The 18,708-nt window shown below is 54.2% G+C and carries 13 protein-coding genes and 5 pseudogenes; 10 read left to right on the top strand and 8 right to left on the bottom strand.

What is annotated here, in order from left to right; all coding sequences use genetic code 11:
* Positions 1 to 69 precede the first annotated feature (69 nt).
* The 4 genes and pseudogenes from ATI45_RS12895 to ATI45_RS12880 form a co-directional block, all read right to left on the bottom strand.
* Positions 70 to 415 (bottom strand): annotated as a pseudogene (locus ATI45_RS12895) (ammonium transporter); the annotation flags it as partial.
* A 34-nt stretch (positions 416 to 449) separates the two neighbouring features.
* Positions 450 to 671, bottom strand: coding sequence for a hypothetical protein (locus ATI45_RS12890; RefSeq protein ID WP_098419833.1), 222 nt, complete (start codon positions 669 to 671; stop codon positions 450 to 452).
* A 33-nt stretch (positions 672 to 704) separates the two neighbouring features.
* The gene (locus ATI45_RS12885) at positions 705 to 1,436 is read right to left on the bottom strand and encodes a sulfite exporter TauE/SafE family protein (RefSeq protein WP_098419832.1); all 732 of its coding nucleotides are present in this window, start codon (positions 1,434 to 1,436) and stop codon (positions 705 to 707) included.
* 346 nt (positions 1,437 to 1,782) lie between these two features.
* Positions 1,783 to 2,872, bottom strand: a pseudogene (locus tag ATI45_RS12880) (IS630 family transposase).
* Between the two features lie 254 nt (positions 2,873 to 3,126).
* Here ATI45_RS12880 and ATI45_RS23330 point away from each other — a divergent pair.
* The 3 pseudogenes from ATI45_RS23330 to ATI45_RS23165 all read left to right on the top strand — a co-directional run.
* A pseudogene (locus ATI45_RS23330) lies at positions 3,127 to 3,270 on the top strand (IS5/IS1182 family transposase); the annotation flags it as partial.
* A 361-nt stretch (positions 3,271 to 3,631) separates the two neighbouring features.
* A pseudogene (locus tag ATI45_RS12870) lies at positions 3,632 to 3,943 on the top strand (reverse transcriptase domain-containing protein); the annotation flags it as partial.
* Between the two features lie 26 nt (positions 3,944 to 3,969).
* Positions 3,970 to 5,103: pseudogene (locus ATI45_RS23165) on the top strand (putative bifunctional diguanylate cyclase/phosphodiesterase).
* 10 nt (positions 5,104 to 5,113) lie between these two features.
* On the opposite strand, the gene ATI45_RS12850 reads toward ATI45_RS23165, so the two are convergent.
* Positions 5,114 to 5,968: a LysR family transcriptional regulator gene (locus ATI45_RS12850; protein ID WP_179888457.1), complete on the bottom strand. Its 855-nt coding sequence runs from the start codon at positions 5,966 to 5,968 to the stop codon at positions 5,114 to 5,116.
* 191 nt (positions 5,969 to 6,159) lie between these two features.
* Between ATI45_RS12850 and ATI45_RS12845 the strand changes: the two genes are divergently transcribed.
* Positions 6,160 to 6,465 carry a hypothetical protein gene (locus ATI45_RS12845; RefSeq protein ID WP_098419826.1) on the top strand — a complete coding sequence of 102 codons (306 nt, stop codon included), beginning with the start codon at positions 6,160 to 6,162 and terminating at the stop codon, positions 6,463 to 6,465.
* A 38-nt stretch (positions 6,466 to 6,503) separates the two neighbouring features.
* On the opposite strand, the gene ATI45_RS12840 is transcribed toward ATI45_RS12845, so the two are convergent.
* Together ATI45_RS12840 and vapB are read right to left on the bottom strand one after the other, a co-directional pair.
* Positions 6,504 to 6,938, bottom strand: coding sequence for a type II toxin-antitoxin system VapC family toxin (locus tag ATI45_RS12840; protein ID WP_098419825.1), 435 nt, complete (start codon positions 6,936 to 6,938; stop codon positions 6,504 to 6,506).
* The gene (vapB, locus tag ATI45_RS12835; RefSeq protein ID WP_098419824.1) at positions 6,935 to 7,165 is read right to left on the bottom strand and encodes a type II toxin-antitoxin system VapB family antitoxin; all 231 of its coding nucleotides are present in this window, start codon (positions 7,163 to 7,165) and stop codon (positions 6,935 to 6,937) included. Before vapB ends, ATI45_RS12840 begins: the two co-directional genes overlap by 4 nt.
* A 386-nt stretch (positions 7,166 to 7,551) precedes the next feature.
* Here vapB and ATI45_RS12830 point away from each other — a divergent pair, with 386 nt between their 5' ends.
* The 3 genes from ATI45_RS12830 to ATI45_RS12820 all read left to right on the top strand — a co-directional run bounded on the left by ATI45_RS12830 (position 7,552) and on the right by ATI45_RS12820 (position 11,423).
* Positions 7,552 to 9,438 carry a choice-of-anchor I family protein gene (locus ATI45_RS12830; protein WP_098419823.1) on the top strand — a complete coding sequence of 629 codons (1,887 nt, stop codon included), beginning with the start codon at positions 7,552 to 7,554 and terminating at the stop codon, positions 9,436 to 9,438.
* A gap of 325 nt (positions 9,439 to 9,763) precedes the next feature.
* The gene (locus tag ATI45_RS12825) at positions 9,764 to 10,417 is read left to right on the top strand and encodes a DUF2057 domain-containing protein (RefSeq protein ID WP_228706023.1); all 654 of its coding nucleotides are present in this window, start codon (positions 9,764 to 9,766) and stop codon (positions 10,415 to 10,417) included.
* 37 nt (positions 10,418 to 10,454) lie between these two features.
* Complete coding sequence (locus ATI45_RS12820) at positions 10,455 to 11,423, top strand: porin (RefSeq protein WP_098419821.1); 969 nt, start codon at positions 10,455 to 10,457, stop codon at positions 11,421 to 11,423.
* A 233-nt stretch (positions 11,424 to 11,656) separates the two neighbouring features.
* Here the strand turns inward: ATI45_RS12820 and ATI45_RS12815 are convergent, their stop codons facing one another.
* Positions 11,657 to 12,133, bottom strand: coding sequence for an Lrp/AsnC family transcriptional regulator (locus ATI45_RS12815; RefSeq protein WP_098419820.1), 477 nt, complete (start codon positions 12,131 to 12,133; stop codon positions 11,657 to 11,659).
* Positions 12,134 to 12,290: 157 nt separating this feature from the next.
* Between ATI45_RS12815 and ATI45_RS12810 the strand changes: the two genes are divergently transcribed.
* The 3 genes from ATI45_RS12810 (at position 12,291) to ATI45_RS12800 (ending at position 18,510) form a co-directional block, all read left to right on the top strand.
* On the top strand, positions 12,291 to 15,857 hold the full coding sequence (locus ATI45_RS12810; protein ID WP_098419819.1) for an indolepyruvate ferredoxin oxidoreductase family protein: 3,567 nt from the start codon (positions 12,291 to 12,293) through the stop codon (positions 15,855 to 15,857).
* On the top strand, positions 15,850 to 17,034 hold the full coding sequence (locus ATI45_RS12805) for an aromatic amino acid transaminase (RefSeq protein WP_098419818.1): 1,185 nt from the start codon (positions 15,850 to 15,852) through the stop codon (positions 17,032 to 17,034). The genes ATI45_RS12810 and ATI45_RS12805 overlap by 8 nt, the downstream gene beginning before the upstream one ends.
* A 93-nt stretch (positions 17,035 to 17,127) precedes the next feature.
* A complete protein-coding gene (locus ATI45_RS12800) occupies positions 17,128 to 18,510 on the top strand; it encodes a sodium-dependent transporter (protein ID WP_098419817.1) in 1,383 nt (460 codons plus the stop codon).
* The last annotated feature ends 198 nt before the right edge of the window (positions 18,511 to 18,708 follow it).

Here is an 18,708-nt window from a genome sequence, read left to right as displayed (position 1 = left end):
CAGAACCGCTCTTACGCGCCTGCGCCGGCGGAAGCTCTCGTCTACCTCGATCTTGTTTTGGGCCCACTCGAACAGGTAGACGAAAATGGCCCCGGCAATTGCACCTGCGATCAGGGCGGAGGCGATCAGCATCGGGTAGAACTTCGCACGTTCCGCAATGCCGCCAGACACAATGGCGGGGATTGCGGCAGCAAATGTCAGCAAAAAGAAAAACTTGACCAGTTCATAACCCTGGCTGAAACGCCAAAATCGGTACTGATTTTTACCTGCGCGTTGACCTGATTTTATGCCGAACGGTGCCCACCTCAAGGAAGGCAAAGCCCGCGTGCATAGCGAGCACCATAATGGCACCGATCAGGATAAACAGCGTGTTGGCGCTTTCGGTCAGGGTTTGTGCTGCACTCGTGATGTCCACGGGTTAATCACTCCTGGGCAGTACCCGCTTCCGATCACAAAGGGTGGGTGCTGCGAATGATATAAAGCAGGAAAGCCGAATATCCGACCATCAGGAGCTCTAAAACCGCCAGGGACTGAGAGCCGAAAATGAGATTCAGACCAGCAAAAAACACCCCGGCTGTGACGGTCACCCAGGGCAACGCGGTTAAAACAACTTTCCGGTGAGGTTGCGCAAGCTGCGCTGCCGTTTCCTGGTGTACTGGCTGGCTTTCCATGAACAGTTGGGAACCGGTTCAGGTGTCGAAAAGTCAGTAGGTCCAGATACCCCTAATGACCGCAGCAGCGCCAGCGACGGCTGCTATGCCCAGGATGACGGGACGCAGACCGCCGAAGGGTACCCGATGTACCAATAGGCCAGACAGCAGGAAGCCAGCCAGTACACCAGGAAACGTGACGACAAACAGCATCACCTCACGCACTCCGAGATGGCCCGAGACCACCAGAGCGATCGCGCTGGCGAAGCTGGCAAACAGAAAGAACGCAGACATGTTGGCCCGCACCAGGGGGCCTTGCTCGTTCTGATAGATCAGGGCGATGGGAGGCCCGCCTACTGCAGTAATCGTCCCCATATAGCCGGAGGCAGCTCCGGCAATGACACTATTGCGCGGTGTCAGTGTTGGCCTCAACCCGGCCACACTCAGCGCCACTGCCGCCAGGATCAAACCGCCGAAAATCAGCCCGAAGGCCTGGGTGGACACCACCGCGAGGGTCATTCCCGCCAGCACCGTGCCCACCACATCGCCGCCAATAGCAAACCGCACTTGCCTGAAACTCAGGCTGGCGCGATTGCGGATCAGCATCATGATGGTCAGCAATACAGCGTTGAGTATCAATGGCCCGGGTATCAGCAGCGGGCTGACCAGAAACATCAGCGGTGCTGACAGGGTGCCGATTCCGTAGCCGGCAATCCCTTGCAGGCAGGCGCCTGCCAGCAGGGCGATGTTGGCCAGTAGAATCTGGATCAGGTTGATGTCGGTCACGGCAATCGAAGCTCCTGTTTAGGTCCGTTTTGTCAGAATGGCTCCGTGCAAACCTGGATGAGCAGTGTCGTACGGTTTTGGAAAGACCTGTCCGCTTACTTTGTTATTCATCAGTATGAGAGAAGCCAGTCCGCAGCGTCCACTGTGTGTAGCCCCACGAGTTGCTCTGCATCGCCGCCCCAGCGGTCTATGAAAGTGCCGACCGGGTAAACCAGTAGAGAATATTCAAGGTACAAACTTCCCTTTTACTGCGTAGTTGATCACGAGTTTACGTTGCTGGCTGTGAAAAAGATTAGAGAGAGTGCGGGATAGCAGAGAAGTTCAATGGGAAAGCGGGTAGTGTCTCTTAACAGAAGTTCGTTTGTTTATTGAGTTTGTCTGATAATCTGGCGATTGACTCAATAATCTGGTCGGCAGATTTATGCCATTCAAAGGGTTTCGGGTCTTCATTGTAAATCTTAAGATAGTTTTTGATCGAGCCTTCAAGCTCTCGTGTGCTGCGATGTGAATTTCGTTTAATCCAACGCTCTGAAATCAGCCCAAAGAACCGCTCGACTTGATTGATCCAACACGCTGAAGTCGGCGTGAAATGCACGTGATAGCGAGGCCTCGCGGCAAACCAGGCGCGCACCTTTGCCGTTTTGTGCGTCCCGTAATTGTCCATGACTAGATGAACGTCCATATCGTGCGGAACCGCGCGATCAATCTCTTTTTAAAAGGCCAGGAACTCCGTTGCACGGTGTCGTGCGATGAAGCCTGCCGATCACTTCCCCGGTCGCTGTATCAAGTGCCGCGAACAGCGTTGTGGTGCCGTGTCGGACGTAATCATGTGTTCTGGTTTCCGTGTGCCCGAAGGACAGGGGTAGCGCTGGCTGAGTTCGATTGATAGCTTGTATCTGACTCTTCTCATCAACACACAGCACCAACGCCTTCGTTGGCGGGTTCATGTACAAGCCAACGATATCGTGAACCTTGGCTACAAAATGGGGGCCGGTAGACAGCTTGAACGTATCATGGCGATGCGGCTTCAAACCAAAAGCCCGCCAGATTCGACTCACCGACATAGCGCTCAATCCGGCCTCTTTTGCCATCAGGTTCGTCGACCAGTGAGTGGCATTTTTTGGCTTTTCCCTGAGCGTTTTATTAATTAAATCAGTAACCTTTTGATCATTTATGGTTCGAGGCCGACCGGTTCTGGGCGCATCAGTCAGGCCTGCAACCCGGCTCGCCTTGAAACGATTTCGCCACTTATTCACCGTTTCGGAGGTCACCCCAACGCGGTCACCGACCACCCTGCCCGGAAGGCCTTCAGTACTTAGCAGAATGATGCGCGCTCGCAACTGTTCAGCGGCAGGCATGCGTTGTCGCCGCAACCACGACTCCAGCTCCTCTCGTTCAGAGTCACTCACTTCAAGGGGTCTAGCTATCCGCGCCATGAGCACCTCTCCTGTGTCTGTTTGTCAGATTATACAGGACAGAATAATTATCTATACGGATTTTTGTTAAGGGACACTAGGGAAACGCTGATTAATTCCGCTTGAGTCGCTGATTTGGTAAAATCAAATCCCCGACAATCGAACCGACCAGGAACGATCATGAAGCAGACGAGTTTCGCCCAAGCCGAGTTTGCCGCCAAGAAAAAGATAACCCGACGTGAGCGGTTTCTGGCCGAGATGGAACAAGCCGTGCCCTGGCCGAGCGCGGCATGCTCATGCGCGAAGGCACGATCGTAGACGCCACCATTATTGCCGCGCCGCCATCCACGAAGAACCGGGCCAAGGCACGGAATCCAGAGATGCACCAAGCCAAAAAAGGCAATGAATGGCACTTTGGCAGTGCGACCTGAAAGTCGCCTGTATTTCTGTTTCGCAGGGTACGTTCACCTGACGAAACCGGTTGTTTCACCAACCGTTCCCTACCCGGACGTGCGGAGCCGGTAACAGCACCGTGCGAAGCTTCGGGGACAATGTAACCGCCGACTCAGTCGGTATGTCGACCCGTGAGGAAAGACATAATCTGCCAGCATCGAGGCGGAAAGGGGCTAGGGACGAGCGGCTACGGCCAACAGATGTGAATCTCTTATAAACGTCGTCATGCCAGACAAGCCAAAGATGCTGATAGGCTTGAACCAAAAAGGTGTGCGGTCAGGTATGGGCTCTTACCGATAGCCCATCGTGAATACGGTACCGCCGGCGATCGATGGCAAGGTTTGGTCGACTCCGGCCGCCAAATTAAAAGGAGCACTAGCGTTGAAGCATCGCGGTTATCGACCGCAACCGCTAAGACGTATCTACATACCCAAGAGCAATGGAAAGAAACGTCCGCTAGGGATACCGACGATGCGAGACAGAGCGATGCAATCCTTGTGGAAGCTCGCTTTGGAACCGGTTGCCGAAACTCAAGCAGATCCGAACTCCTATGGTTTCAGACCCAAGCGTTCAACGGCAGACGCCATCGCACATTGTTTCAATGCGCTCGCAAAGCAAACATCCGCCAAGTGGGTGCTCCGAACTACCAGAAGCAGCTTGAGAGCATGGCCAAATACGATGCGCTGCTTTTTATTGATCTTGACGGGTTCAAGCAGGTCAATGATACCCTGGGCCATGGCGTGGGGGATGACCTGCTAAAGAAAATTACCTGGCGAGTGTCACAGGAACTCCGCGGCAGCGATACCTTTTCCCGGTTCGGTGGCGATGAGTTTGTGGTGGTTCTGCCAGAGCTTGGCGCAACGGAAAGAGCAGAAAATGTTGTCAGCCGGATTCTGTTGGCCATCGCTGAAAAAGTGACCTTGGCGGAGCAAGAGATTTTTATAACTGCCAGTATTGGTCTGACATTTTATCCGCAAAGCGAGATTCTGGACGCCGATCAGCTTCTCCGTCAGGCCGACCAGGCGATGTACGTTGCGAAACAGAAGGGCAGAAATCGGTTCCAGTATTTCGACACTGAAAACGACAAGGCGGTTCGTAGCCTTCATGAGGATCAGACACGGATTCAGCTGGGCTTGAACAGAAATGAGTTTGTGCTTTTCTATCAGCCCCAGGTAAACCTGAAATCGGGCGAGGTCGTCGGAGCCGAAGCCCTGATTCGCTGGCAGCACCCGGAGCGGGGTCTGGTTGCGCCAAGGGGTTCTTATACCCGTAAGTGTCAATATCAATTCCTTACACCTCAGGCAGCTCAATTTCGTAGAACGACTGGAGGCAATACTCAGCCTTTACCCGTCGATTCCGAACGGACAGATTGAGCTGGAGATTGTTGAAACCTCCTCCCTGGAGAATCTGGAGATGGTCTCCGAGACGATCGAAGCCTGTCGCAAGCTGGGTGTTATTTGCTCACTGGACGATTTTGGCACCGGCTATTCGTGCGGCGGCTGCCAGTGGAAAAACTCAAGATTGATATGAGTTTTGTTCGCGATATGCTGATTGATTCCAGCGATTTTGCCATTGTTCAGGGCATTCTGGTGCTGGCCAGATCATTCGGTCTTGCCGTGATTGCAGAAGGTGTCGAGACGCCAGAACACAGTGAACAACTGGTAAAACTCGGATGTGATTTTGGCCAGGGGTACGGTATTGCACGCCCCATGCCTGCAGAGGCTATGCCTGACTGGATACGGAATTGGAACGAATCTGCTTCATGCTCGGTTGAGCTGCTGCTAACGTCTGATGATTAACCAAGCGACATCATTGCAAGCTCTGAAAGGCACTTTTCACGTGGGCAGCCAAAGCGTTATTGAGGGGATTTGAGCCTCTGCGCACGAGTGCCAGCTGATAACGGCCTATCTCTGGCAGGTCGTCGCTGACAATCTGTTTGAGCGGTAACCGCACAAGGCTCAGGGGGAAAGGCGCAACGGCAAGGTCTGCAATCATCGCAGCTTCCTGGCCGGAGCAGTGCTCGCAGGTGTAGGCGATCCGGTATGGCGTGCCAGCGTTTTCAAGGGCGAGTAATGTCATCTGGCGCCATGCGCATCCCTCGTGAGCCACCGCAATCGGCAGGGGCTTGTTCAGATACGCAGACGAACCCTCTTTGCCTGCCCAAACCAGTGGTTCCTCATGCACAACCTCGCCACGAATGCCCCTAACGCGTTCTGACACAGTCACCAGCACCATATCGAGCTCTCCCGCATCCAGCTTTGTCAGATTCTGCTTGCTTGAACCGACAACAACATCCACCAACACAGCCGGATAGGAACGCGCAAACTGGGCGAGTACCTCGGGTAGAATTCGAGTACCAACATCATCTGAGGTACCAAAACCCACCTTGCCCTCCAGCGCGGGTGCGATGAAATGCTCTACCGCTTCCTGGTTGAGTCGCAATAGCCGACGGCTGTATGCCAGTAACACCTCACCGTCGTTGGTCAACCGCACCTGACGCGGCTCGCGAACAAACAGACTTTTGCCCAGGATTTTTTCAAGTTGCTTGATTTGCATGCTCAACGCCGAAGGCGTCCGGTGGACGACTTTTGCGGCAGCGGTAAACGTTCCACACTCTGCAATCGCGACAAACGTTCTGAGTACCTCATTATCGAGCAGCGGCATCGTCACCTGATTATATCTCCTAAAAAAGCATTGGCATCTGACTTAAGTATATCTGAAGGCAGAGTTAAATTCTTTTCGTTTGATTGAAAGCAGAGAAGACGCCACCATGACGGTTCAATGCAATGAGGTGGGCGCGTTTACGGACCTCAACCATTCATGCGGGTTAAAGACTCAAACAAGGAGGAACAGCGATGCTAGGCTACCATAAGAATGATCAGACAATCAGAATGCACACCGCTACCTTGGTGGGTAACTATTCCCGGCGCCAACAGTTCCGGCGCATGGCGCTGACGCTGTTGGCCGAGAAAGACAACACACTGGCGGATCTGGGTTATAAACGCTGGGAAATAAACGAGGCACTCAAGCTGCCGCTTCGGACCGATGCCATGGCTTTTCTGGAGCAGCACCGGCAAGCCTCAGGACTCGAACACGATAACGAGAGCCTGCGCTTTATGAAAGCTGGAAAGCGTCCGCGTGGGGTTCATCAGTACGCTTGAGGGAGAAAGCTTTATGAGTGAAGAAAAGCCCTACGCGCTCAGTGAGCCGAACCGGATGAACTCTCGACCCAGTCTTCGTAAACAAGGCCAGTAACACGGCTAAATTCACGAACGTTGTTTGTCACCAGCGTACAGCCTGAGGCGATCGCATGCCCCGCAATGGCTGTATCGTTGGGGCCAATGGGCGTTCCAGCCTTAGTTAACAATCCCATGGCTTCGACGGTAGCGTCGACTGTCCGGTGATCCCACGGCAGCACGGCATCCAACCGTTTCACGAACTCATTCACGAGCGTCTTGTGTTTGGTCGAGGCTTTTTTGCCTATCTGACCATAACGCATTTCGGCGTAGGTGATGGTTGAAATAACAATTCGGTTGCTTTGCTCAACTTCGGCGGTTAGCCGCTGGATCACCGAGGCCGGATGCTCCCGCATGATGAAAGAGCAAATACAAGTATCGAGCATGTAGGTTATCAAAGATTGAACCTGGCTTCGTCACTTACGATCACTGAACGCTCTTGCAGGAAGCCAGAATCAGCCTTCGGCAACTCAGCAAAGGATGCCCAGGATGGGCGGGCAGGACGCAGAGTAATCACGTCGCCTTCCCGTGAAATCTCAAGCTCCCCAACGCCTTCGTAGGCCATGTCGGTGGGGAGACGAACAGCCTGGTTCTTACCGTTTTTGAAAATAGAGACGATACGCATTTCTAGCTGCTCCTATAGGTGTTTGTCACAAGCAATATAGCTTTGAGGGTTGGCATAGGCAAGGCATATGTTTGATTTTACATTTTCGCGGCATTAGCGAAACAGAAATACTTGAAGGCGCTGGGACAATCGCTGCTAAAGCGATTTGGCCTCTATTGAAACGATAGTACTTTTATAACTTCGTTCATCCGCGAACCAATCAGCATGAGACCGGGTCCGAGTTCGAATGGGCGTCGCGGGCATTGCCCAGTGCACTGAACGATCTGCTATCCACCTACCTGTAATCAGATTGCAGCAAAACTGTCTTTTCCCTGACGCCTCTTCGTCACACTGAATAACTAATGTTATCGGCAGATAAAACCCGATCGCAAACCAGAGAGGCGTACATGGAAATCCGCAAATCCATTCTTGCAGCAGCCATTCTTTCAGCCACCGTGGGTCTGTCAGCCTGTGCTGGTAACGTTAGCAATACGGCCAATAGTGCTAAGCCCATTGCCGGTAAACAGATTTCCCTGGCTCAGATAGGACGCTTTACCAGTATCGATAATAAATTTGATGAGAGTGCTGCAGAAATTGTTGCTTATGATCCGGATACCACTCAAGTATTTGTGGTCAACGCCCAGCAGGGTGCGGTGGATGTCCTGGATCTGAGTGATCCCGCTCATCCTGAGAAAGTGGGAACGATCTTTGCCGGTGCGCATTGGCCAGAAGCTGGGGCTATCAACAGCGTCAGTGTTTCTGACGGTCGGGTGGCTGTTGCTGTACAAAACAGCACACAGACATCTGCCGGTCGGGTGCAAATTTATGGCTCCGATGACCTGCGTTTTCTCGGGCAAGTGGCCGTGGGTTCACTTCCCGATATGTTGACGTTCACGCCCGACGGTCGACACATACTGGTAGCCAATGAAGGCGAACCCAATGCTGACTACAGCGAGGATCCAGAAGGTTCGGTGACGATTATCGATGCCCGGAATCCGGCTAAAGCTCAGGCACTGACGGTAGATTTCAGAGATTTTAACCGGGATGGTCCCCGGGCTGCCGAGCTGCCGGAGCAGGTGCGGATTTTTGGCAACTACGGCAGAACTGAATTGCAGGTGACCGGGTTTGAAAACAGCGAGCCCGCGACGCTGATGGTTAAAGATACCTCTGCTGTTGACGTAGGCATGTGGATGACCATCGCCAGTAGTGAAGGCGATCCCTTGCCCTATCGAGTTGCCTCGATTGCTGGTAATACCATCACTCTGACCACCGAGTTTGACGGTGACACTGAAGCGGGTGACGAAGACACAATACTCAGAGCGTATCTGCATGACGGTCAGTCGTCGGTAGCTCAGGATTTGGAGCCGGAATACATCGCGGTATCGCCAGACGGGACGGAAGCCTGGGTGACTCTGCAAGAAAACAATGCCATTGCGGTGATCGATATTCAACAAGCGAAAGTCACTCGAATAATCGCCTTGGGTACAAAAAACCATGCCATTCCCGGCAATGAGCTTGATGTCTCAGACAAGGATGATGCAATCAATATCGCCAACTGGCCGGTTCACGGCATGTACATGCCAGATACCATCAAATCTGTGGAAATCAACGGCGAGGTCTACTACCTGACCGCCAATGAAGGCGATGCCCGTGAATACGATGGCTTCGTGGAGGAAATCCGGTTTGCGGATGCGCCTTTGGCCGATAAGAACGTGTTTCGGCAAGCGGATTTCACTAACGCAGCCGGCATTGGCCGATTACTGACGACCCTGACTGCAGACACTGATGGCGACGGTGAGCTGGACCAATCGCTGGCCTATGGCGCGCGCAGTTTTAGCATCTGGAGTCGTTCTGGAGAGTTGATTGCCGACAGCGGCAACGAATTCGAAGTGATTACCGCCAACCTCCTGGGTCCCAATTTTAATAACGACAATGATGAAAACAGTGGCGATAGCCGCAGTGACGCCAAAGGGCCGGAACCCGAAGCGATTGAAACCGCACAGATCAACGGGCACACCTATGCGTTCATCGGGCTGGAGCGTACGGGTGGGCTGATGGTTTATGACATCAGCAACCCTGCCAGCCCGGAATACATTCAATACCTCAATAACCGGAACTTCAATTACCCGATTAAAGACCGCATTGACGATGGCACTGCCCCTGCCTGGGCCGCCGGAGACCTTGGCCCCGAAAGTATTCTTTTTGTCTCTGCTGACGAGGCTCCGGAGGGTCGACCGTTGCTGATTGTGGGCAACGAAGTGAGTGGCACAACCACCATTTACGAAATTCGTTAACGCCTGTTCCTGAAGAAAGACAAGCCCGGAGTGGCAGTTTTGCCGCCGCTCTGGGCTTTTCCCGTTTATCTCCTTCCTCGCGCTTCCCGTCGTAAAACTGTCGTAAAACTTTCATAAATGCTTAATTTTATTGCAATAAATTACCTGTAAATTGAAGTTTCAGAGCTTGAGGGGAGTCCCGGCTTTGAGTTGATGTTGACTTTTGGGTGAAGAAACTTTGATGCCGGGGTTGCTCCCGGCTTTTTTCCAAATTTTGGCCTTTCGGTTGTCGCCCAATGCAAAACGCACACCGGAAAGTTACGAATCTGAACCTCTGGAGTTTCCGTTGAAAGCTATTTTTGCCCCGTCTTTTTTGTTGGCCCTGCTTTTTTCTGCTCAGGCCCTTGCCGAAGTAACGCTGGCACTCGGCCCTTGTGTGCAGGCCCACGTGGTCAACGGCGAAGAAAAAACGGCTCTGCCGGACAGTTCGCTGACGCTGACCAATGGCACCCAGCAGCTGGTTGTGGATTGCACGGCAATGCTGGGCCGTTCCAGCGATGATGCATTCCCCGAGACCGGCGAGGCTTTTGTCCTGCTTTTTGAAGCGGCTGACACCGAACTGACGCTGTCAGCTCCCCGCATTCAAACCCGCCGGCAGATGACAGCCTTTAATCGCGAGAAGGATTTCCGTCTGACCAACGCTGCAGGAACGCCGGTGAACTACCACGTGGATGTGTTGGAAAAAGAGGGATTTCAGGTGTTTCGGGATTATCCGGGTGAGCTTGAGGCCTTTAACCGCACTTCTTCACCCGCGGCCATCCGCATGCAACTGCCGGGACTGGCTGATGCCGATAGAGATACAGAGGGCCCCTCGCCAAAGGCTGGTGGTCAGGGCGCTCTGGATCAGGAAACGGTCCGCCAAATGCTGCACTACTGGTATTTGCAAGCCGACAAGCAAACTCGAAAAGAGTGGAAGAACTGGATCCAATCCAGCAATTAAAAGCCTATAAAATCAATCGAAACTGGAGTGAAAACCTATGAAGAAGCTTCTTCTGGCTGTTGCTGTGTCCTCTATAGCGGCAGGTTCTGCCAGCGCTGCAACCATTTATGAAAAAGACGGTTTTACCTACAAGCTGAACGGCGATTTTCAGGTTCAGATGCGTCAGGCTATTGGCAATGATGAGCGTGCTGAAGTGGAGTACGACGATCTGGAGCTGAAAAACTATGTGAGCTATGAGCTGGGCAACGACCTTACGGCCTTTGGTCGCCTGGATTTTGGCTTCAAGGATGCCGCGGAAAAAGATGAAAACGGCAGTAACCTGGAAGAAGCTTACGTAGGGCTGAAGTACAACGTTGTCTCTTTCTCCTTCGGTAAGCAGAACTATGCCTCCGATGAATTTGGCATTGAAGAAGCCTATGAAATTAAAACCATTAAAGAAGACCGCTTCGATGATACGGGTACCGATGGCGATGACACCTTGCGCGTTGATGTTGAGCTGGACAATGTGTACATCGCGGCGTCTCACGAGATGGACGCGAGAGACGACGGTGCTGATAGCATTACTGGTGAGTACTACGATGTGTTCGTGGCAACCAACATTGCGAATCTAACTTTGGCAGCGGCCTATCAGGTGAACAATCCAGCCGGTTCTGCGGATTCACTGGACACCTATGGTGTCAGCGCATCCTACGATTTCGGTTTCATGAATCTGGCAGCGGATTACAGCGTGACCGACGACAACAACACCGACTTTGAGACCAAGCAGTACAACATTGCGGCAGTCTTCGGCGTTGCCAGCACCACCGATGTGGCTGTGGGCATGGGCAACAAGGACTCCGATGAGAATGGCTTCGAAGACATCACCGAATGGTACGCCAACGTGACCTACAAGTTTCCGCAGGCCAAGAACGTGAGTGTCTTTGCCGAGGTTGCTAACAGTGACCTGGAAAAAAATGGCAAAGAAGTAGACATGGGTATGCTGGCCGGTTTGCGCGTGAAGTTCTAAGTTTTACTGAAAGCGCCCCGCCTGTTCAGAGCGAGAGTGAGACAAAGGCAATAGAAAGACCGGGCAATTGCCCGGTCTTTGTGCGTTCATACTTCTGTATCCCTTTCGGTTTTCATCAGATGACCTGGCTTCTATAAATGAGATGTCAGGATTCGAACCTGCACCTCTGGAGTGCAGCTTCAGGTCTCGGTGATAGTCGAGGCAACGCGGTCTAGAGGGCTAACGCATCGTTCCTACGCACTCCCTAACGGTATCGTCTGGGTATTTTTGATCTCACGCAGTGCAAAGTTGGAGTTAACCTGTGCAATACCCTGCAAGGTGAATATTTTTTCGTTCAGGAAGCGGTCATAGCTGGCCATATCCGGCACGATCACCCGCAACACGAAATCCGCATTACCGGTCACCGCGAAACACTGAAGCACTTCCGGATAGCTGCTCACCTGCCGCTCGATATCCACCGTGCTGTCTATGGTGTGTCGTTGAAGTGACAGGTTGATCAGTACACACAACCCCTGGCCGACGCGCTCCGGGGCGAGCTGCGCGCTGTATCCCGTTATGATGCCCGTCTCCTCAAGCGATCGTACCCGCCGCCAGCAGGCTGCCGGCGATAGCCCGATCTGTTCCGCCAGTTGCTGGTTACTGATTCGGCCATCCTGTTGCAGTATCACAAGGATGCGCTGGTCGAGTTTGTCCAGTTCCACCTGTTTCATTTAGTAACACCTGGTTTTTATCAAAGAATCTTCGGTTCTATTGTCTTTTATCAAAGAATATTCCGCAAACCAAGATAATTCCTGCCCAATACGCAAGCACATTTTGCGAACTTCCCTCTAGAATTCTGATCATAAAATCAACAATGAGGAGGGCGCCATGTCTACTGACATCTTTCAACCCGATATCGCTCAAGACCGCAGCGCCGAGACAGGCAGCCCGCAGCTGGACAACTACACGCTTGAAGACCGCTACCTGCGCGACTCTGGCCGGGTATTCCTGACCGGGACCCAGGCGCTGGTTCGCATCCCTTTGATGCAGGCCGCGCTGGATCGCAAGCTGGGGTTCAATACGGCCGGCATGGTAAGTGGCTACCGGGGCTCGCCTTTGGGTGCTTACGATATGGCCCTTTGGCAAGCTCAAAAACATCTTGATGAAAACCGCATCGATTTCGTACCTGCCATTAATGAGGACCTTGCGGCGACCATCATGCTGGGTACCCAGCAGGTAGAGACCGATGATGACCGCACGGTAGATGGCGTGTTCGGGATCTGGTACGGCAAAGGGCCCGGAGTTGACCGCGCCGGGGATGCGTTAAAGCACGGTACCACTTACGGCAGCTCCCCCCACGGCGGCGTGCTGGTGATTGCAGGCGATGATCACGGTTGTGTGTCGTCCTCCATGCCGCATCAGTCTGATGTAGCGTTCATGAGTTTTTTCATGCCCACGATCAACCCGGCCAACATTGCCGAGTATCTGGAGTTTGGACTTTGGGGCATTGCGTTGTCCCGCTACAGCGGCTGTTGGGTGGGCTTCAAGGCGGTGTCTGAAACCGTGGAAAGTGCGGCGTCGGTAGAGCTACCTGCGCTGCCAGAGTTTGTAACCCCGGACGATTTCACCCCGCCGGAAACCGGCCTTCACTATCGCTGGCCGGATCTGCCCGGGCCCCAGCTGGAAACCCGCATTGAGCACAAGTTGGCCGCTGTGCAGGCGTTTGCCCGGGCCAACCCCATTGATCGTTGCCTGTTTGATAACGCTCAGGCGCGCTTTGGTATTGTTACCACCGGCAAAGGCCACCTAGATCTGCTGGAAGCGCTGGATCTGCTGGGCATCGATGAAGACCGGGCCCGTGAAATGGGGCTGGATATCTACAAAGTGGGTCTGGTGTGGCCGATCGAGCGGCGCGGTATTCTCAACTTTGTGCACAGTAAGGAAGAAGTGCTGGTTGTTGAGGAAAAGCGGGGCATTATTGAGAGTCAGATCAAGGAGGCTATGTCGGAACCGGATCGCCCCGGCGAGGTGCTGATTACCGGTAAGCAGGATGAGCTGGGGCGCCCCCTGATTCCCTATGTCGGTGAGTTAAGCCCCAAATTAGTAGCCGGTTTTCTGGCCGCCCGCCTTGGCCGCTTCTTCGGCAAGGATTACAGCGAGCGCCTGGTGGCTATAAACAGCATGAGCAACGCTCAGGATCCGGGTGGCGTAAAGCGCTTACCGTATTTCTGCTCGGGTTGCCCCCACAACACGTCTACCAAAGTGCCGGAAGGCAGCAAAGCGCTGGCAGGGATTGGCTGTCACTTTATGGCGTCCTGGATGGGTCGTGACACGGAATCGCTGATTCAGATGGGCGGCGAAGGGGTCAACTGGGTTGGCAAGAGCCGTTATATCGGTAATCCCCATATATTTCAGAACCTGGGTGAGGGCACGTATTTCCATTCGGGGTCCATGGCCATTCGCCAGGCCGTAGCGGCCGGCATCAACATTACCTACAAGATTCTGTTTAACGACGCGGTGGCCATGACCGGTGGCCAGCCCGTGGACGGTCAGATTACCGTGCCAATGATTGCGCAGCAGGTCACCGCCGAGGGCGTGCGCCGGGTTGTGGTGCTTAGTGATGAGCCGGAAAAGTACGATGGCCACAAGCAGCTGTTCCCGAGCGATGTAACCTTTCACGACCGCACAGAGCTGGACAAGGTACAGAGAGAGCTGCGGGATATTCCCGGCTGTACCATCCTGATTTACGATCAGACCTGTGCGGCTGAGAAGCGCCGCCGGCGCAAACGCAACCTGTACCCAGACCCCGCCAAACGGGCGTTTATCAACCATCACGTGTGCGAAGGTTGCGGCGACTGCTCTGTACAGTCGAACTGCCTTTCGGTGGTGCCGCGCCAGACCGAGCTGGGCCGCAAACGCAAGATTGACCAGTCTTCCTGCAACAAAGACTTTTCCTGCGTGAATGGTTTTTGCCCAAGCTTTGTGACCATCGAAGGTGGCCAGCTGCGCAAATCCCGAGGTATGGACACCGGCTCTGTGCTTACCGGCAAACTGGCGGACATCCCGGAGCCGGTTCTGCCGGAACTTGTGGGCTCGTACGATTTGTTGGTGGGTGGTGTGGGTGGCACGGGCGTTGTGACCGTGGGCCAGCTCATCACCATGGCCGCTCATCTTGAAGGCCGGGGTACCTCGGTACTGGACTTCACCGGCTTTGCCCAGAAGGGCGGCACGGTACTGAGCTATGTTCGTATGGCGCCGTCTCCAGATAAACTCCACCAGGTTCGTATCAGTAACGGCCAGGCCGATGCCGTGATTGCCTGTGATCTGGTGGTTGCCTCCTCCCAGAAAGCGCTGAGCGTTCTCAGGTCCAATCACACCCGTGTGGTGGCCAACGAGGCCGAGCTGCCGACAGCGGACTATGTGCTGTTCCGGGATGCAGACATGCAGGCAGACAAGCGCCTGGATCTGATCCGTAACGCGGTAGGCGATGACAATTTCGCACAGCTGGATGCCAATGGTATTGCTGAGAAACTGCTGGGCGACACGGTGTTTTCCAACGTGATGATGCTGGGCTTCGCCTGGCAGCGCGGCTTGTTGCCGCTGTCACAGGCCGCGCTGATGAAAGCCATTGAACTGAACGGCGTTGCCATTGAACGCAACAAGGAAGCTTTTGGCTGGGGTCGCGTAGCCGCTGTGGACGTGAAAGTCATCACCGATCTGTTGAACACCGGCGAGGCCAGAGTAGAAGAAGTGAAGCCGGAGCCTGGGCTGGACGAGCTGATCAATATTCGCCACAAGCATCTGGTGAACTATCAGAACCGTCGTTGGGCCGATCGCTATACGGACATGGTAAAGCAGGTACGTAAAGCCGAGGAAACTCTGGGCGAGACTAACCAGTTGCTGACCCGTGCCGTAGCCCAGCAGTTGTATCGGTTTATGGCCTTCAAGGATGAATACGAAGTGGCCCGTCTGTTTGCGGAAACTGACTTCATGAAGGAGGTGAACAACACATTTGAGGGCGACTTCAAAGTGCACTTCCACCTGGCTCCCCCCATTATGAACCGGGGCACAGATGCCCAGGGCCGGCCCAAGAAACGTCAGTTTGGCCCGTGGATGTTCCAGGCGTTCAAACTGCTGGCGAAGTTCCGGGTGCTGCGCGGCACGGCCATCGATCCGTTCAGCTATTCCACCGACCGCAAGATGGATCGGGCGCAACTGAAAGATTACCAACAGCTTGTGGAGCGGATTGTCAGTGGGCTGGAGGCCAGCAACTACGACACTTTCCTTCAGCTGGCGGAATTGGCCAGTGAAGTACGAGGCTATGGCCCGGTGCGCGAGCAGGCCGCAGAAGCTGTGCAGGAAAAACATTCACAGCTGATCAAAGCTCTCGACACAGGCCGCCCGACACTGATCCGAACCAGCCAGGCCGACAACAAGGAGGCAGATCATGTTTGAGTCGCTGAAGCAGTTACCTCAGGATCCGATTCTGCAACTGATGCAGATGTTTCGTGACGATACCCGGCCCGACAAGGTCGATCTGGGTGTCGGAGTTTACAAAGATGACACAGGCAAGACGCCCATCATGAGGTCGGTACACGAAGCCGAACGGCGCCTGCTTAAGGGAGAAACGACCAAAAGCTATGTCGGGCCGGCCGGAGCCGCTGGTTTCAACGAGGCCATGGCGCGCCTTATCCTGGGGAACGGTAACAGCCTGATCCGCGATGGCCGTACCTCGGTGATTCAGACGCCGGGCGGTTGCGGTGCTCTACGCATGGCAGCGGAGTTTTTCCGGCTTTGTCAGCCGGACACAACAGTGTGGGTCAGCACGCCCACCTGGGCAAACCACATGCCGTTGCTGGGTGGTGCCGGCCTGAACATTCGCGAATATCCCTATCTCAATCGAGAGGCGCTAACGGTAGATTTTCCCGCCATGCTTGATGCCCTGGAAAGTGCCAGAGCAGGGGATGTGATACTGCTCCACGGCTGCTGCCACAACCCCTCCGGTGCTGACCTGACGTTCGAACAGTGGCAGGCGGTTACCGGGCTGATCCAGCGCAAGGGGCTGCTGCCGTTTGTGGATATGGCCTACCAGGGCCTGGGTGAGGGTCTTGAGGAAGACGCCGCTGGCGTGCGGTATCTGGCAGGCCAGGTACCGGAAATGGTGATTGCTGCATCCTGCTCCAAGAACTTCGGCTTGTATCGGGAGCGCACCGGTGCTTTGATGCTGATCTCCGCAACCGGCGCGATTAACACCGCGGCCACCAGCCAGCTGTTGAGCGTTGTACGTTCGCACTATTCCATGCCCCCGGCCCATGGCGCCGCCATCGTTGAAACCATTCTGGGTGATGACGCCCTGCGCGCGGAATGGCAAAGCGAGCTAAGCGGCATGTGTGAACGCATCCTTGGCCTGCGGCATGCCTTTGCGGACGCACTGGCCCCGGTGGGTGACTTCAGTTTTATTGCCCGGCAGCGGGGCATGTTCTCGTTCCTGGGTATAACACCGGAACAGGTTCGCCAATTACGGGAAGAGCACGGCATCTACATGCTGGAAAGTAGCCGGGTGAATGTAGCAGGTCTGAATAATCAGGTGTTGCTAAGAGTTGCCAGCGCGATTCGCAGAGTTATGCAGTAACTCATTAACCCAATGACAACAAGTAATCAGAGCCTCTTTTACAGAGGCTTTAAATGATGACGATCCGACAAAAACAATTATACGGAGAACGCAATGAGTGAAACAGTTCACCCTCATCAGCAGGCCAGTAGTCTCTGGACCTCCAGAATGGCTTTTGTTCTGGCTGCAGCCGGCTCGGCCGTTGGGCTTGGCAATATCTGGAAATTTCCATACATCACAGGTGAAAACGGTGGTGGTGCCTTTGTACTGGTTTATCTCGCCTGTATTTTTCTTATCGGTGTGCCGGTTCTTATCGCAGAAATCATGATTGGCCGCCGGGGTGGTCAAAGCCCTGTTGCAACCATGCGCACCCTCACAAAAACCGAGGGTACATCCAAAGGCTGGCGCATCATCGGCTGGAACGGCGTGGTTGCGTCCTTCCTGGTGCTGTCCTTTTACGCGGTGATCGGTGGTTGGTCGCTGGTTTACATCGGTAAAGCGGCGCTCGGCTCGTTTGTGGGTGCTGATGCAGAAGCCATAGGCGGGCAGTTCAATAACCTGTTGGCGAACCCTTGGGAACTGTTGCTCTGGCACACGGTTTTCATGGCGATTGTGGTGTTTATCGTTGGCCGAGGCATACGTAAGGGTCTTGAAAAAGCGGTCAGTATGCTGATGCCAATGCTGTTTTTGCTGCTTATCGTGATGGTGTTTTACGCCATGAGCAGCGGCAGCTTTGGCCGTGCTGTCAGCTTCATGTTCTCGCCGGATTTCAGCCGTCTGACAACGGAAGGTGTTTTAATCGCCCTTGGTCACGCTGCCTTTACGCTCAGTATCGGTATAGGTGTGCTGATGGCTTACGGCTCGTACCTGCCAAAAAACATCAACATCGCCAAAACCGCCATGACCATTGCGGTGCTGGATACCAGCGTGGCTTTGCTTGCCGGGCTTGCAATCTTCCCGCTGGTTTTTGCCAATGGACTGGAAGCCGGCGCCGGGCCGGGTCTGATTTTTGTGACCCTGCCACTGGCCTTCGGCCAGATGGGCGGCGGGATCCTGTTTGGAGCTCTGTTCTTCGCATTGCTGCTGGTGGCGGCCATAACGTCCGCCATCTCCATGCTGGAGCCCGTCGTCGAATGGCTTGAGGAACACAAGGGTGTAAATCGGGTTAAAAGCGCTCTGGCCGGGGGCTTCGCTGCCTGGTTTATGGGTATCGGTACCGTGTTGTCCTTTAACCTGTGGGGCGATGTGCACCCGCTGGGCTTTATCGGCTTCTTTGAAGGAAAAACGGTATTCGACCTGCTCGATTTTCTGGTTTCTAACGTGATGATGCCGTTGGGAGGACTTGCTATCGCCCTGTTTGCAGGGTGGGCCATCCGCCGCGAGGGGCTGGCTGAAGATATCGGGCTGAAGGGCGGCGCTTACAAAGCCTTCATGGTGATACTGAAGTTTGTAACGCCGGCGGGTATTGCGATCGTGTTTCTTTATAATCTGATTTAAAGCCATTCTGCTCCAACTGCCGCCAGGGAAGCAGCTTGTTCATCTATGCCAGAAAGGTGTTGCAACGTGTGTTGCGCTTCTTATTCTGGTACCCGGATTCGGAGAAAGTCGTCTGATCCCTGGTGGCGGTGAATCCTGTTTGGTTGGCGATGGCACTCTTATCGCTGATTTCGGGTAAAGGCGATTGGGCTTACTGAG

The organism is Marinobacter sp. LV10MA510-1 (assembly GCF_002563885.1).
Taxonomy (GTDB): domain Bacteria; phylum Pseudomonadota; class Gammaproteobacteria; order Pseudomonadales; family Oleiphilaceae; genus Marinobacter.
The sequence above is the reverse complement of the archived record's forward strand: the minus strand, read 5'-3'. Positions and strand labels throughout refer to the sequence as shown.

Bases quoted from the DNA above. Each gene is read 5' to 3' on its own strand.
- ATI45_RS12890 (WP_098419833.1), bottom strand. From the start codon at position 671: ATGGAAAGCCAGCCAGTACACCAGGAAACGGCAGCGCAGCTTGCGCAA.
- ATI45_RS12850 (WP_179888457.1), bottom strand. From the start codon at position 5,968: ATGCCGCTGCTCGATAATGAGGTACTCAGAACGTTTGTCGCGATTGCA.
- ATI45_RS12845 (WP_098419826.1), top strand. From the start codon at position 6,160: ATGCTAGGCTACCATAAGAATGATCAGACAATCAGAATGCACACCGCT.
- vapB (WP_098419824.1), bottom strand. From the start codon at position 7,165: ATGCGTATCGTCTCTATTTTCAAAAACGGTAAGAACCAGGCTGTTCGT.
- ATI45_RS12830 (WP_098419823.1), top strand. From the start codon at position 7,552: ATGGAAATCCGCAAATCCATTCTTGCAGCAGCCATTCTTTCAGCCACC.
- ATI45_RS12820 (WP_098419821.1), top strand. From the start codon at position 10,455: ATGAAGAAGCTTCTTCTGGCTGTTGCTGTGTCCTCTATAGCGGCAGGT.
- ATI45_RS12815 (WP_098419820.1), bottom strand. From the start codon at position 12,133: ATGAAACAGGTGGAACTGGACAAACTCGACCAGCGCATCCTTGTGATA.
- ATI45_RS12810 (WP_098419819.1), top strand. From the start codon at position 12,291: ATGTCTACTGACATCTTTCAACCCGATATCGCTCAAGACCGCAGCGCC.
- ATI45_RS12805 (WP_098419818.1), top strand. From the start codon at position 15,850: ATGTTTGAGTCGCTGAAGCAGTTACCTCAGGATCCGATTCTGCAACTG.
- ATI45_RS12800 (WP_098419817.1), top strand. From the start codon at position 17,128: ATGAGTGAAACAGTTCACCCTCATCAGCAGGCCAGTAGTCTCTGGACC.